Consider the following 13261-nt stretch of genomic DNA (forward strand, 5'->3'; position numbering starts at 1 on the left):
AATTCCCGCAGGCGCGTGGAGGATTCGAGCGGTGTGAGGCCGCCGATGACCTGGTTGATCAACAGGGGAGCCTTGACCTCGCGGGCGATCCGCTCGATCTCGGCGATGCCCTGCGGCGCTTCGACGAAGAGCACGTCCGCGCCCGCCGCCGCGTAGGTGTTGGCGCGGTCGATGGCGGCGTCGAGACCCAGCGGACCGCGGGCATCGGTGCGGGCGATGACCAGCAGGTCCGGGTCGGTGCGGGCCTCCAGCGCGGCGGTGAGGATGGTGACGAACTCGGCGGCGGTGATCAGTTCCTTGTCCGGCAGATGCCCGCACTTCTTGGGAAACGCCTGATCCTCGAGCTGGATCGCGGCCACCCCGGCGGCCTCGTATTCACGCACGGTGCGAACGACATTCAGGGCCGTGCCGTAGCCGGTATCGGCGTCCGCGATGAGCGGGATGTCGCCGAGGACGCCCACCAGCATGCGCGCGCGTTCGACCATCTCGGTCTGGGTGACCAGGCCTATATCGGGGAGACCGAAACCGCTGGCGGCCACGCCCGCACCGGTCAGATAGGCGGCGGTGAAGTCGAGGCGGCGGACCAGGGATGCCGACAGGCCATCGAAAACGCCAGGGGCGACGATGATTTCGGCGGAATCGCCGAGGGCGGCGCGCAGCCGGGCCCTTGGTGGCGTGGTCATCGGGTGGGCTCCTGCGGGTCGAGAGCGCCCGCGACCGGTGCGGCGAGCAGATCGGTCAGTTCGGTGAGGTCGGCGAGCGAATCCAGGCCCAGCACCGCCTCTTCGACGGCGGCGAGGCGTTCGGGGTCGATGAGCGGACCGACCAGCGAGCGGTACTTGGCGACGAGTTCGGCATCGGTGACCGGGTCGGCGGGGCCGCCGTGCGGCTGGACGACGCGATGCTCGAGCAGGGTGCCGTCGGTCAGGGTGATCGCGAGTTCGGTGGCGAAGCGCTCCTGGGCCGGGCCGTTCTGAATGTTCTCGTCGAGTTTCACCTCCACCTTGCCGAGCAGCTCCCACACGTCGTCGGCGTCGAGCCGGTCGGGAGTGAACTGGGGCGGCAGCACCTGGCCGTCGAGCAGCGCGACCGCCGCGGCGTAGCCGAGATTCATCTGTGCGCCGATGGCCGTCAGCGGGCGCTGCGGCTCCCACCAGCCGTGGTGGTAGACGGTGTGGCCGACCCGAATCTCGATGTGCGCGATGGACTTCGGGTCGATGTGGTGGCGGTCTCGCAGCTCGAGCGCGGCCTGGATGGTGCCGTGCAGGCCGCCCTGGGCCGCATACGACTTCACCATGATGACCTCGGTGTGCCAGCCCTCGCCGAGTCCGGCGATCACCTGGGCGGGGTCCGGGTCGTGGCCTTCACCGAAGACCGACAGGTAGCCGCCGTAGGGGCGGTCGAAGACCTGCTTGATGCCGGTGTAGCCGGCGGCCGCGAGCCCGGCGGCGTAGTAGCCGTTGCGGGCGGCGAAGCCGTGCTGCATGCGTTTGGACATGGCCTCGTACTGGGCGGCCATCAGCCCGGCGGACTGGGTGCCCGCCATACCGAGAGCGTCCTCCAGCGCGGCGGCGTCCAGCGCCCGCAGTTTGCCCGCGACCATTGCGGCGGTGTGGGTCCCGAAGACGGGTCCGCTGTGCCAGCCGCGAGAGAGCATCTCCGCGCCATGCAGCGCCAATCCGACGCGTGGACCGACTTCGAACCCGGCGATAGCAGCCGTCAGAGCGTCCGCGCCCGAGATTCCTTCGTGCTGCTGAGCGGTTGCCAAGAGCACCGGGACGATCAGTGAGGTGCTGTGCAGCGGGGCCAGCGGATGGAAATCGTCGAGTTCGAAACCTTGAATGAAGGTGCTGTTCAACAGCACCGCCGCGGGACCGCTGGTGGTGCGGCCGGTTCCGATCACGGTGGTCCGGCCGTCGCCTTCCAGATCCAGCACCGCCGAGGCGGCGACCCTCGACCACGGCAATTGCGCACCCACCAGACCGCAGGCCACGCCATCGAGCAGCAAGTGCTTGGCGCGCGTGCGCACACGGTCGGGGATCTGGTCCAACGTCAGCTGCTCGACCCACCGCGCCAGCGGCACCGTGACGCCCGAGGTTGTCGTTTCGCTCATGTCCTCAGTGAACGGCAGGGCAACCCACCGCCCCGGAAATTGCGGCAGAATCGGATGATAGGCGCAACAATCGCATGAAATCGACAGAACGGAATCCTCTGATGCGTGAAATTTCCGCTCTCGACGAAGTCGATCTCATGCTGCTCGACGCCTTGCACGCCAATCCGCGAGCCAGTTTCGAGCGGCTCGGCCCGGCGCTCGGTATCTCGGCCGCGACCGCGGCGCGCCGCTGGCAGCGGATGTCGGAGTCGGGGCGGGCCTGGGTGTCCTCGGTGCCCGGTCCGCAGGTGGCCCTCGTCGGTGCGGTGTGCGAGGTGCGCGCGCAACCGGGGCGAGCCGTGCAGGCCGCCTCCGGTCTCGCCGCCCTGCCCCAGGTGATCAGCGTCTACGGCACCGACGGCGAGTTCGACCTGCACACCCTGGTGCTGTGCGATACCCCGGCGGCGCTCGGCACTCTGCTCCTCGAAAGCCTGCCCGCCGTACCGGGAATCGCGCGCGTGCGCTCCACGGTGGCCCTGCAGTGGTTCAGCGGGATCCACTGGCGGCTCGGCGCGATCGACAGCGACCAGCAGCGCTCCATCGCCGACGAGAACGGCTCGGCGGCCCGAAAACCGGTGCGCGACCGCGCCTTCGAGCCCGCCGACCGCCCCCTGTTCCTCGCCCTCCAGCACGACGGCCGCGCCCGCTACCGCGATCTCGCCCGCGCGCTCGACACCACCGACCACCTCGTCCGCCGCCATCTCGACGCCCTGACCCGCCGCGGCATGCTCGCCTTCCGCACGGATTTCACCCGTGGCGCGGGCGGCTGGCCCACCGAATACGTCCTCTGGCTGTCGGTCCCACACCGCGAACTCCCCACCGCCGGAACCGAAATCGCCTCCTGGCCGGAAACCCGCATCTGCCTGTCCACCGTCGGCCGCGCCAACCTCATGCTGATGGCCCAGGTCCACCGCCCCTCCGACCTGACCACCATCCTCGACCGCGTCTCCACCGCCCTGCCCGACGCCACCATCCACGATCAGCGCCTCGTACTGCGCCCCTTCAAATCCTGGGGCCGCCTCCTCGACACCACCGGCCACGCCGTCGGCGTCGTACCGGTAGACCCTTGGGCATCCCCGGCGGTCGTACCGTCGGGTCCTCCGTGAGGACCACGTTCCCGGTTCGATCCGCCACCGCAGGATGAGCCGGAGCGCGACCGTGAGGCGATGTCATGCCGGTCGCGCGCCGGAACAATTGGCCCGTGAACAAACAGACCTACATCGGATTGCAGATCACGGGCATGGTGCTGACGGTGATCGGCGCGCAGGCCGCCATCCGCACGCTCTTCGACCATCACAATTCACCGCTGTGGGGCGCGCTGGATTGGACACCCGGCGGCTGGGTGGGGCGGCTGGTGGCGCTCGCCGTCATCATCTGCGCCGCAGTGCTCCTCGCAGGGTGGGCGCATGACAAGGCCGAACCCGGACGCTGACGGCGACATGCGCGGCCGCCGAATCATGCGGCAGCCGTGCGGGATCAGGCCACGTGGACGCGCAGGATGTCGCCGGTGCCGGTGGATACCGTGAGGTCGCGGTCGGAGCCGGGGGTGGGCACGACCGCCGCGAGGGGACCGGCGGTGAGGAGGGTGCAGGTGGAATGGGTTTCGGGGGTTACGCGGACCAGGTCGCCCGCGGTGGTGGCGACGTAGAGGGAGCCGTCGGGACCGGTGGTGAGATCGTCGGACAGGGGCAGGTCCGCGGCGACGGTTCGGTGGGAGGGGGAGTCGATCGGGATGCGCAGGACCTGGCCGTGGGTGCTGAGGTAGACGGTGGTGTAGACCGAGTCTCCGGTGACGGTTACGCCGTTGAGGCCGAACATCTTTGCCTGGTTGGTCCAGTCGGTGTCGATGCTCGCGTCGGGGCGGACGCGGAGGATGCCGGAGGCGGTGTCGGCGATGTAGAGGTTGCCTTCGGTGTCGAAGGCCGCGCCGTTGGGCATGTTCAGGCCGCTGACGAAGGGTTCGGGCAGCGGCGACTCGGCGGCGGGATCGAAGCGGACGATGCCGCTGTCGTGGGTGCCGGGGAGCAGGTTCATCGAGTTGTCGCCGTAGACGACGTAGAGCAGGTGGTCGGGGCCGAGGCGGATCGCGCCGGGGGAGGTGACCGGGACCGTCGCGGTGACGCGCCCCGCATTGTCGTAGCGCTGCAACACGTTTCGGTAGAGACGTGACACCCACAGGTTGCCCTGGGCGTCGTAGCCGAGATTCTCGGCCCAGTCGTAGAACGGGACGGCGGCGGTGGCGATGGTCGTCACCGTTGCGGTTCCACACGACGACTCCGGTTCGGCGTGTGCGGGCGCGGCGGCCCCGACCCCGGTCAGGGCCAGGAAGGCGGCACACGACGAGACGAGCGCACGGGGCCGAAAGTGGTTGCGGGGGTGGGGTGGCATCGAGGGCCACGGATCCGGCACGTGCTTCTCCTGCAGGGCGTGAGGGTTGCCGCGAAGGCGCTCGCAGCGGGCTCATGCATGGTAGGTAGCGCGAGCCACTCGATACCTGGGTGCGATATACCCAGGCTCGGGACGGCTCCGATCAGCAGGCGGATCGTGTGCCGAGCCTGAGCAGGGCGTCGACGGTGGGGCCGGGCTCGGGCTGGTAGAGCATCAGGCGCTGGCCCGCGGCACCGCGCACGTCGAAGGATTGGTAGGTCAGCCGCAGCAGTCCCACGTCGGGGTGGCGGAACTCGCGCGGTTCCGCGGTCGCGACGCACAGCGTGTAGGAATGCCACAGCTCCGCGAATTCGACACTGTCGGTGAGGAGTTCGTCGATGATGCGCCGCAGTCCCGGGTCCTCCGGATACAGTGTGCTCGCCTGCCGGAAACCGGCGACCATCGCCTGGCTGGTCCAGATCCAGTCGACGCAGAATTCCCGGCTGAGAGGTTCGAGGAAGGTCATTCGCGCGAGATTGTCGAGGCGCGGATAGGGCGAGAAGAAAGCGTCGGCCATCGCATTGGTGGCGAGAATATCCATGGCCGGATTCATGACGAATGCCGGTGCGGTGGCATAGTTCTCAAGCATTCGCCGCAGCACCGGACTCACCGTTTCCACCGGCAGCATGGTCGGGGCCACACCCGCCAGCCGGAACAGATGGTCGCGCAATTCGTCGGTGAGCCGCAGTGCCCGGCTCAGCGCGGCGAGCAGTTGCGCGGAAGGATTACGCTCCCGCCCCTGCTCGAGGCGCGTGTAGTAATCGGTGTTCATACCGGCCGCTTCGGCGACTTCCTCCCGGCGCAACCCCGCGACCCGGCGGCGGCCGAAGGAGACCAGCCCGATTTCCTCGGGCCGCACCCCGGCTCGACACGCGCGCAGGAAATCGCCGAGTTGGTTGTCCGTCACCCGCCCAGGCTAGGCGGGGTGCTACGGGCTGGGCTGCGGCAGGTCGCAGCTGTGCACCTTCGGATTGAGCCCGGTGTAGTTCAGCGGCCCGGCCACGACGGTGACCGCGATGGTCGCGAAGTCGGCGCACTCCTGGCTGACATGGGTCAGATATCCGCGCTGCCCGGACGCCACCACGCCGATGATCAACCACACGAACATCAGCAGCGAAAACAGCCGCGTCACCGCTCCGCCTCATCCGTCGCCCAGAAGCCATCCCCGAAACTCAGCACCCGGTGCCGCCGCATCACATCACGCACGAGACCAGTTTGCCTGAGCGCGCCGGTCGCACGGTGGTTACCGGGCTGCGGCGGCGACGAGGCGAGTTCCGCCCAGTTCGCGCAGGCGCAGGCCCGCTATGCGGGCGAGGATGAGGCCGATGGCGACGGCGGCGAGCGCCGAGATCGCACCGCCCGCGGCGAAGCCGAGGCGGGCGCCGTAGGTGTCAGTGATCCAGCCGACCAGGGGCGCGCCGACCGGGGTGCCGCCGGTGAAGACCATCATGTAGAGGGCCATGACTCGGCCGCGCATGGCCGGGTCGGTGGCCATTTGGATCGAGGAGTTCGCGGTCACGTTGACCGTCAGGCCGAACATGCCGATCGGTATCAGCAGGAGGGCGAACAGCCACAGGGACGGGGTCATCGCGGCGACCACCTCGAGGAATCCGAAGATCACCGCCGCGGCGACCAGTACGCGCAAGCGGGAGGTGGCGCGGCGGGCGGCGAGCAGGGCACCGGCCAGGGAGCCCGCCGCCATCAGGGTGTTGAGCAGGCCGTATGTGCGTGCGTCGGAATGGAATACGGTCTCGGTGAAGGCGGTCAGCCAGATCGCGAAGTTGAATCCGAAGGTGCCGATGAAGCCGACCAGCACGATCGGCCAGATCAGGTCGGGACGGCCCGCGACATACCGCAATCCCTCACGCAACTGTCCTTTGCCGCGCGGTGTGGGCGCGGCCGCGCGCAGTTCGCCGGTCCGCATGAGCAGTAGCGCCGCGATCGGGGCCAGGAACGACAGTCCGTTGAACACGAACGCGTAGCCGCTGCCGACCGCGCCGATCAGCACGCCCGCGACAGCGGGGCCGACGAGCCGCGCGGATTGGAAGTTCGCGGAATTGAGGCTCACCGCGTTCGCCAGCTGATCGGGCCCCACCATTTCCGACACGAAGGTCTGCCGGGCCGGATTGTCGACCACGGTGACCAGGCCCAGGACGAAGGCGGTGGCGTAGACGTGCCACACCTGTACCTGACCGGTGAGGGTGAGCACGCCGAGCGCGAGTCCGGTTGCGCCCATGGCGGATTGGGTGCACACCAGCAACGGCCGCTTGGGCAGCCGGTCGACGAGCACGCCGCCGTAGAGCCCGAACAGCAGCATCGGCAGGAATTGCAGGGCGGTGGTGATGCCGACCGCCGCCGCGGAGCCGGTGAGGCTCAGCACCAGCCAGTCCTGGGCGATCCGTTGCATCCAGGTGCCGGTATTGGAGATCACCTGACCGGTGAAGAAGAGGCGGTAGTTGCGGATGCGCAGCGACCCGAAGGTGCTGTGCGGTGGAGCGTCGCCGGGAGTGTGTCGAAGTTCGGAACGGGGCGGGGCTACGACTCCCGGGCTCACAGATGTGCCTCCTGAAGGTGCGACGGACTCAGGTGTGCGGGTTTCGCTCCCTGAACCGCAACCGCCCAGAAGGGGGATGAAAAGCTACGCGTACACGCGACCGGAGGGCAGACCTACGACGTCATCGGCGTGGCGGAGAAGCCCAACACGTTTCCTATGCTAATCAGGTTGCCGGGTTGATGCCACCGAATTTCGCGTGTGATCCGCCATAGCTAGGGCTCGTTCACCAGGCTTTCAGTCGCGATGTCATCGGCGAGCGGGGCGATGACGTGCAGGATCGCGCCGATCAGATGCAGCGGGATTCCGGCCGCGCCACATGCATTCGCCAGATAGCCGGTGGCCAGCGTGAAATGGACCAGTCGGATGTGGCGGCCGCAATGGACTTGCCGCATCGACGGACCGAGGTAAGGGCCGGGTCCGCCGAGCACGGCGGAGAAGAAGGCGACATACCGATCCTGCAGCCGCTCCAGGTCGGAGTCGGCGAAGAAGGGCGCGAGGCGTTGATCGTGCAGCACCATGCGATGGAAATCGTCGACCACGTCCCGGAGGACGCGCTCACCGCCGATCTGCTCGTAGATGGTCGTCATATCGAAATACCCGCCGCCCCCGTCGATCCGAATCCCGGGACCCCTCGCACGAGATTCACCCCTGAAGATTAGGGTTCACCCCTTTGTCAGCACGATCCGATTCGCGCGGCCGACAGCCGATTTGCGCAGAGTTTCCGACGGCAAGACGCCGTAGCGCCGACCGTAGGCATGCGCGAATCGGCTCAAATGCGTGAAACCCCATCGGTAGGCGATATCGGCGACGCTGGTGTGCGCCGGGTCCGAGGCGGCCAATTCCGCGTGTGCCCGTTCCAAGCGCAGCTCTCGCAGATATGCTATGGGGGAGCAGTCGAGATGGGTGCGGAAGGCGGCCTGCAGCGTGCGGATGCTGACTCCGGCGGTCTCCGCGAGATCCGCCGCGGTGAACGGATATTCCGGCGCGGCACGCATCGCCTCGACAACGCGGGCCACGGCCGGTGGACGGCACGGCGGACCCGGCCTGAGCAATTCCTCGTGATCCCGATGGTCGGCGGCCGCCAGCAGGTGGGCGAGCATGCTGTGCCACAACGGTTCACCGATGATCTCCTGCCGGGCCAGGGGTTCCGGCTCACCGATCTGCCCGGCCAGCAGGCACGCCAGGTCCCGCACGACCCGCCCGTAGCCGCGGGTCAGATCCATCGAGGGGGCCAAGGGGATCGGCCCGCGAATCGGGCGTTGCAGCAGCCGCTCCAATTCCGATTCCAGGGCATCGCGGCGAATCTTGATGCACAGAATGCGGCTGCGGGCGCTCCAATGACTCAGTTGCACATCGCCGGTCGGGCCGTACAGCACGGCGCGCTGCGGCGTCGCCTCGATGTCGTTGCCGAGATTCTTCGACGAAAGTTGGCCCGTCAGCGGAATATTGAGGTGATAGAAGCGGCGCAGTTCGGCGAAGTCCATGCGGATATCGGCGTCGAATCGGCAGTCGCCCACCAGGATCGCGCCGAGCTGCATGGCCTCGATCGACATCCCGAACTGTTCGCCGCGGCCCAGCACCCGCATTCGCAACGGGTAATACGTCTCACCGCCCTGCTCGCTGGCCTGCTCGACATCGAGGGTATGGGTACTGAACCGCCACGGTAGCGAAGGAACCGCCGCCCCGAATGAATCTGCCATGATGCCGCCAGTGTGCCGTGCGATATTCGGCGCTCCCCGCGCCGAAATCCATTCTGTCACTGACGGTTTCCATCATGACCAGGAACGGCGGGCGATCAGGACAGGATCGCCATCACACCGCCGATCGATACCAGCGTGTACAAGGTGACCGCACCCATGGCCAGCCAGCCGATGGTCCGCGACGCGTCGTCGGTCCTGGCCCGCAGCCAGCGGGGCAGGCTGATGAAGCCGATGGTGGCCACCACCGCCGTGCCGATCGCCCCGACATTGCCCCACCACAGGCTCGGATGCAGCCACAACTCCACGCCGACGCCGACTACGGCCCCCACCGAAACGAGCACGGACACCCACCGGGAACGGTGCATGACCGCGTAGACGGTTACCGCCGAGGCCATCCCGCCGAACACGCCGGCGGTCGGCCCGAAGCTCGCATAGCTCTGGATCGTCCACATGACCGCGGCGGTACCGCCGAGCAGCGAGACCACGAAGATCGCGGCGTATCGGGCCCGACCCAGCAGCGCTTCGCCGAAATACCCGACGATGCAACCGAACACCAGCGTGACAGCCAGGTAGGACGGATTGCTGGTGAGGAAGCCACCGGTCAATACCCGCCACACCTGCCCGTCGACGACCGATCGGCGCGTCAGCATCAGATCCGCGTACACCCGTGAGTGCTGCGGGGTGGGGTGGAAGCTGTGAGCTTGCACCGCGATGACCACATAGGCCAGCACGCACAGCGCCATCAACCCAAGGGTCGCGTAGGGGATGGCGCTGGCCTCGGACCGCGCGGGCAGACCGATTCGCGCACGCACCGCGGAGGCGTACGTGCGCAGGCCCAGCGGATCGAATCTTGTTGGTGAGTCCTCGGATTCCGTGACCGAGGACGCTTCGTTCAGCAGGCGCAGCGCTCGATGCGGGTAGCGCGCGGTGGCGGCGGTCAGGGCATCGACCGCCTCCTCGTTGTCGCGCAGATCGAGCAGCACCTCGTAGGCGCTGTCGGTGGGTATCCAGGCGAGAACGTCTGCGGCGCTGCGCATATCGTGCATGCCGTCGGCGGCGTCCGACACCCATTCCGAGAGCACGTCGAGGGCGTCGGGACCCACTTGCACCAGCATGCTGTACAACTGCTCGATCTCCACGACCATCGGTTCCCCGGCCGCGGCGTGGAAGCGCTTGTACTGGTCGGGTCGCGTCAAGGATGTGGCCAGCATCGACACCGAGTGGTTGTAGCGGTCGAGCCCATCGAGCGTCAGGTCGGCGTCCACCCAATCCTGGCGTTCGGGCATCAGGTAGGAGGTCGCGAGTCTGGCCCACACCGTGTTGAGGCGATGACGGACGCTCGCGAGGTGCGCGGCCGCCTGCCGGTACATCGGCTCGGGCGCGAACGCCATATGCGCCCGAACCCGGCGGATGATGTTGTCGGAATGCGCCGGGCCGCAATCGGTTCGCCCGAGGGCGTGCAGCGAACCGTGTGGAAAGCCCGACTCCACGTTCAGTCCGCGGGCGAGAACCACGGTCTCGGCGGCGAAGGCCAGACCGTAGCAGGACAGCCAGCTGTCGACGAAGCGCGGCAGGATGTCGCGCTCCACGTGATCCATGTGCGGGAAGGAGGCGCGGCAGCACTCCCAATAGTCCTCGGCCACCAGCACCCAGATGGCCGCCGCGCCCAGCGGGGACGGGGTTCGCGCCGGTGCGTCGAGGTAGGCGGCGGCCGCGTCGGCGATGGCGACCAAGCCGTTGTCCCGGGTTTCGGCGAGCATGGCGGTCAGCCGGGAACGGCAGGAGTCGAGGATGCCGATCAGCGCCTCGGTGGCGCGGGGATCGACGGGCGGCGGCGGGGAACCGGCGCGGCCGCGGAATTCCTCTGCGCCGCTGCGCCATTGGGGCGGGACCACCCAGCGGTCCTCGTCGGGGACGGCGGTGGTGCCGCCGCGGATGGCGTTCTCGGCGATGATGGCGAGGCGGCGTAGGAAGGCCCGGTCGTCGGCGGGTGTGCGTTCCCAGGCGCCGTGGGTGCGCTGGGAGCCATCGGACCTGGCCGGGCGAGCGGCGATCCGGATGTCGTCGTCATCATCGGAGTCGTAGTCGTCGGGATCTTCGTCGCCCCAGTCGATCTCGTCCTCACCGATCCCGAAGCGGACGTCGTTCAATCGTTGCGGCGACTGCGTCGCCTCGGCCTTCACCTCCAGGTCCGCAGGCGACTTCGCGGGACTGTCACGCAGGGCGGCGAGGGTCAGCGCGGCGATCGTGCGACCGGCCTCGGCCCCGGCCGGATACATGCGCTGTTCCCACTGCCCGCCCCGTCTCAGCTCCAGCATTCCGCCGCTCGGCGAGAACCAGCCGCGCGCAAGACCTTCCGCGACCCCCACCTGTTTGATGGACCAGGCGACCTCGGTGCCGTACGGGTCCAGCACCGGCAGATCGGCGGCGAAGGAGGTGAAGATCCGTTCCAGATTCCAGCCGAGTTCCTCCCAGTCCTCGGCGTTCGGCTCGGGGTAGTGCATCGACCCGCCCAGCGCGGCGGTGAGTTCGGTGTCGGGCTGCAACTCCCAGAGCTTGCCGACCCAATCCTCGCCGTAGTCACCGTATTCCTGGTTGCGACCCTCCTCCCATTCGTGGGCGTGGGTCGGCCGGACGGCCAGCGTGACGTCGGCCGAACCGCCTTGTTCACGGGTCAATTCGATGGTCGTGTCGGTGTAGCGCCACTTCGCGAACGCGTCGGGGCCGCCGACCAGGTGGGGAACACCGAGCAGACGCACGCATTCCCGCAGGGCCACCCGGTACGCGCTGTCGACGGCTTCTTCGGGCAGATGCTGTACCAGGTACACCACATCGTGGTCGCCGTAGTCGTAGCGCTGCTGGTATTCGGCGGTCACACCGGCCAGCAGCATCAGATCCGACGGGCCGTCGGCATGGACGGCGTACCTGTCCTCCTCGGCGGCCCAGCCCAGATCGCGGCAGAGCTGGAGGATTTCGGCTCGCGACCACGAGCCTTTGCCGGCGCGGCCGTGCGGGCGCGGTTGCGCCTCGGGTCCCGAGCCGGGCACACGACGCGGCCCGAAGCCACGTCCGAAGTCGGCGGCCAGCACGATCTGGATCCGATCGGCGAATTCCATTCCGGCCCTAGCTCGCTCGCTCAGATCGGCCCACCGGTCCTCGTTGCCGCTGTCGGGCGTGGCCGCCTGGCGGTACCGAACCGGATCCGTCAGGCGCAGATCCACGGAGGTGTCGCGCGACAGCCGGATCACCAGATAGGGCAGCACCCAGGTCACGCTCGGCACGAAAACGGGGCCGTCGTGTCGCTCGGCGGGCTCCCCGTAGACCATTCGGAATCGATCGACGATCCCTTCGAAGATCTCCGCCGGTACCGGTCCGTGCCGTTGCGGACGCTCATCGGAGATCTGCAACCACACCAAATCCAGTGCGCCCTCGGCACTGATCGCGAATGTCGCTTCCGGTTCCGAGACCCGCAGCCCGGTCCGATAACCGAGATAGACCTCCCCTGATTCCGTGCGCCGCGGCTCCGATCCCTGCGGCATACTCCAACCGACTTGCCACGCAAAGCGATCGGCGTCCTGTGCGGTCCACGTCCACTCGAACTCCGTCGCGGCCCGCGCTATATCGAGCGCGCCCACAACGTCCACCCCGAATTCCTTACTCACGCGAAGCAGATTACTGGCCTGTCGGTTACGGGCCGATTCCGCGCCGTAACGAGATGCCGAAAACAATGGCGACCGTTATCGGCAATAGCCACCAGGCATTGATTCCGAGGTGCACGAGGGTGGCCGTCGCGGCGAGGCCCACGAATACGCCGAGTGCCGCGAACCAGTCGTCACCGATGAGGAAGTCGTACCAGAACGCAAGAAAAGTTCGGAAAGCCCTCATGTGGCTGCCTCGATCCGTCGCGACGTTCGAGCGCGAATTCGCTTCAGTACGAACGTCGCCGCGATCGCGACGGCGGCGATGGCGGGCACCAGCGCCAAGAGCGCGACATCCGCGTGAGGCCAGGTCACTCCCGCGCCTTCACCGGACCAGAAGAGGCCGAACGCCGTCAGCATTACTCCGACAGTGAATTTCATGGTGTTCTCGGGGACGCGAGCCAGCGGCGCGCGCACGGCCACGCCGAGCAGCGCGACGGCCACCACCGCGACCCCGGCGCCGATCACGGCGAGGGGAATGTCGTGTTGATTCGCACCGAAGGTGACCACGATGAAGACGACCTCGAGACCTTCGAGGACGACGCCCTTGAACGCCAGAGTGAATCCGTACCAGTCCTCGACGACGCCGCGCCCACCGCCCGAACTCGTTGCGGCATGGGCGATCTGCTTCTGGAACGCCGCCGTCTCGTCGTGCAGTGCGCGATATCCGGAGCCGCGCAGCACCGCCTTGCGCAGCCATTGCAGCCCGAAGACCAGCTTCAACGCGCCG

13 protein-coding genes are annotated in these 13261 nt (G+C 68.0%); 2 read left to right on the plus strand and 11 right to left on the minus strand.

The genetic code is table 11. The annotated features are described in order from the left end of the window. Positions 1-683 (minus strand): isocitrate lyase/PEP mutase family protein (locus ACWELQ_RS19855; RefSeq protein ID WP_452398520.1); only part of this gene is annotated, 683 nt, incomplete at its 3' end. Beyond that, complete coding sequence (locus tag ACWELQ_RS19860; RefSeq protein WP_452398521.1) at positions 680-2113, minus strand: MmgE/PrpD family protein; 1434 nt, start codon at positions 2111-2113, stop codon at positions 680-682. The genes ACWELQ_RS19860 and ACWELQ_RS19855, both read right to left, overlap by 4 nt. Before the next feature lie 101 nt (positions 2114-2214). On the opposite strand from ACWELQ_RS19860, the gene ACWELQ_RS19865 reads away from it, so the two are divergent. Together ACWELQ_RS19865 and ACWELQ_RS19870 are read left to right on the plus strand one after the other, a co-directional pair. Further along, positions 2215-3258: an Lrp/AsnC family transcriptional regulator gene (locus ACWELQ_RS19865; protein ID WP_452398522.1), complete on the plus strand. Its 1044-nt coding sequence runs from the start codon at positions 2215-2217 to the stop codon at positions 3256-3258. Between the two features lie 95 nt (positions 3259-3353). Continuing rightward, positions 3354-3584, plus strand: coding sequence for a hypothetical protein (locus ACWELQ_RS19870; RefSeq protein WP_452398523.1), 231 nt, complete (start codon positions 3354-3356; stop codon positions 3582-3584). Between the two features lie 44 nt (positions 3585-3628). On the opposite strand, the gene ACWELQ_RS19875 is transcribed toward ACWELQ_RS19870, so the two are convergent. From ACWELQ_RS19875 to ACWELQ_RS19915, 9 genes are all read right to left on the minus strand, one after another. Further along, positions 3629-4561 carry an SMP-30/gluconolactonase/LRE family protein gene (locus ACWELQ_RS19875; RefSeq protein WP_452398524.1) on the minus strand — a complete coding sequence of 311 codons (933 nt, stop codon included), beginning with the start codon at positions 4559-4561 and terminating at the stop codon, positions 3629-3631. Between the two features lie 121 nt (positions 4562-4682). Next, positions 4683-5486 carry a helix-turn-helix transcriptional regulator gene (locus tag ACWELQ_RS19880; RefSeq protein ID WP_452398525.1) on the minus strand — a complete coding sequence of 268 codons (804 nt, stop codon included), beginning with the start codon at positions 5484-5486 and terminating at the stop codon, positions 4683-4685. Positions 5487-5507: 21 nt separating this feature from the next. After that, positions 5508-5687 carry a hypothetical protein gene (locus ACWELQ_RS19885; protein ID WP_452398532.1) on the minus strand — a complete coding sequence of 60 codons (180 nt, stop codon included), beginning with the start codon at positions 5685-5687 and terminating at the stop codon, positions 5508-5510. A gap of 135 nt (positions 5688-5822) precedes the next feature. Beyond that, entirely contained in the window at positions 5823-7133 is a 1311-nt protein-coding gene (locus tag ACWELQ_RS19890) for an MFS transporter (RefSeq protein ID WP_452398526.1), read from the minus strand. A 212-nt stretch (positions 7134-7345) separates the two neighbouring features. Next, a complete protein-coding gene (locus ACWELQ_RS19895; protein WP_452398527.1) occupies positions 7346-7720 on the minus strand; it encodes a group I truncated hemoglobin in 375 nt (124 codons plus the stop codon). A gap of 75 nt (positions 7721-7795) precedes the next feature. Continuing rightward, on the minus strand, positions 7796-8833 hold the full coding sequence (locus tag ACWELQ_RS19900; RefSeq protein ID WP_452398528.1) for an AraC family transcriptional regulator: 1038 nt from the start codon (positions 8831-8833) through the stop codon (positions 7796-7798). A gap of 95 nt (positions 8834-8928) precedes the next feature. After that, on the minus strand, positions 8929-12495 hold the full coding sequence (locus ACWELQ_RS19905; protein WP_452398529.1) for a DUF6301 family protein: 3567 nt from the start codon (positions 12493-12495) through the stop codon (positions 8929-8931). Between the two features lie 25 nt (positions 12496-12520). Continuing rightward, complete coding sequence (locus tag ACWELQ_RS19910) at positions 12521-12718, minus strand: hypothetical protein (protein ID WP_452398530.1); 198 nt, start codon at positions 12716-12718, stop codon at positions 12521-12523. Further along, a partial coding sequence (locus tag ACWELQ_RS19915; protein WP_452398531.1) for a hypothetical protein occupies positions 12715-13261 on the minus strand: 547 nt, incomplete at its 5' end. The genes ACWELQ_RS19910 and ACWELQ_RS19915, both read right to left, overlap by 4 nt.

It is taken from the genome of Nocardia sp. NPDC004722, assembly GCF_053601505.1.

Excerpts from the sequence above, each read along its gene's own strand:
- ACWELQ_RS19860 (WP_452398521.1), bottom strand. The coding sequence starts at position 2,113 with ATGAGCGAAACGACAACCTCGGGCGTCACGGTGCCGCTGGCGCGGTGG.
- ACWELQ_RS19865 (WP_452398522.1), top strand. The coding sequence starts at position 2,215 with ATGCGTGAAATTTCCGCTCTCGACGAAGTCGATCTCATGCTGCTCGAC.
- ACWELQ_RS19885 (WP_452398532.1), bottom strand. The coding sequence starts at position 5,687 with ATGTTCGTGTGGTTGATCATCGGCGTGGTGGCGTCCGGGCAGCGCGGA.
- ACWELQ_RS19895 (WP_452398527.1), bottom strand. The coding sequence starts at position 7,720 with ATGACGACCATCTACGAGCAGATCGGCGGTGAGCGCGTCCTCCGGGAC.
- ACWELQ_RS19900 (WP_452398528.1), bottom strand. The coding sequence starts at position 8,833 with ATGGCAGATTCATTCGGGGCGGCGGTTCCTTCGCTACCGTGGCGGTTC.
- ACWELQ_RS19910 (WP_452398530.1), bottom strand. The coding sequence starts at position 12,718 with ATGAGGGCTTTCCGAACTTTTCTTGCGTTCTGGTACGACTTCCTCATC.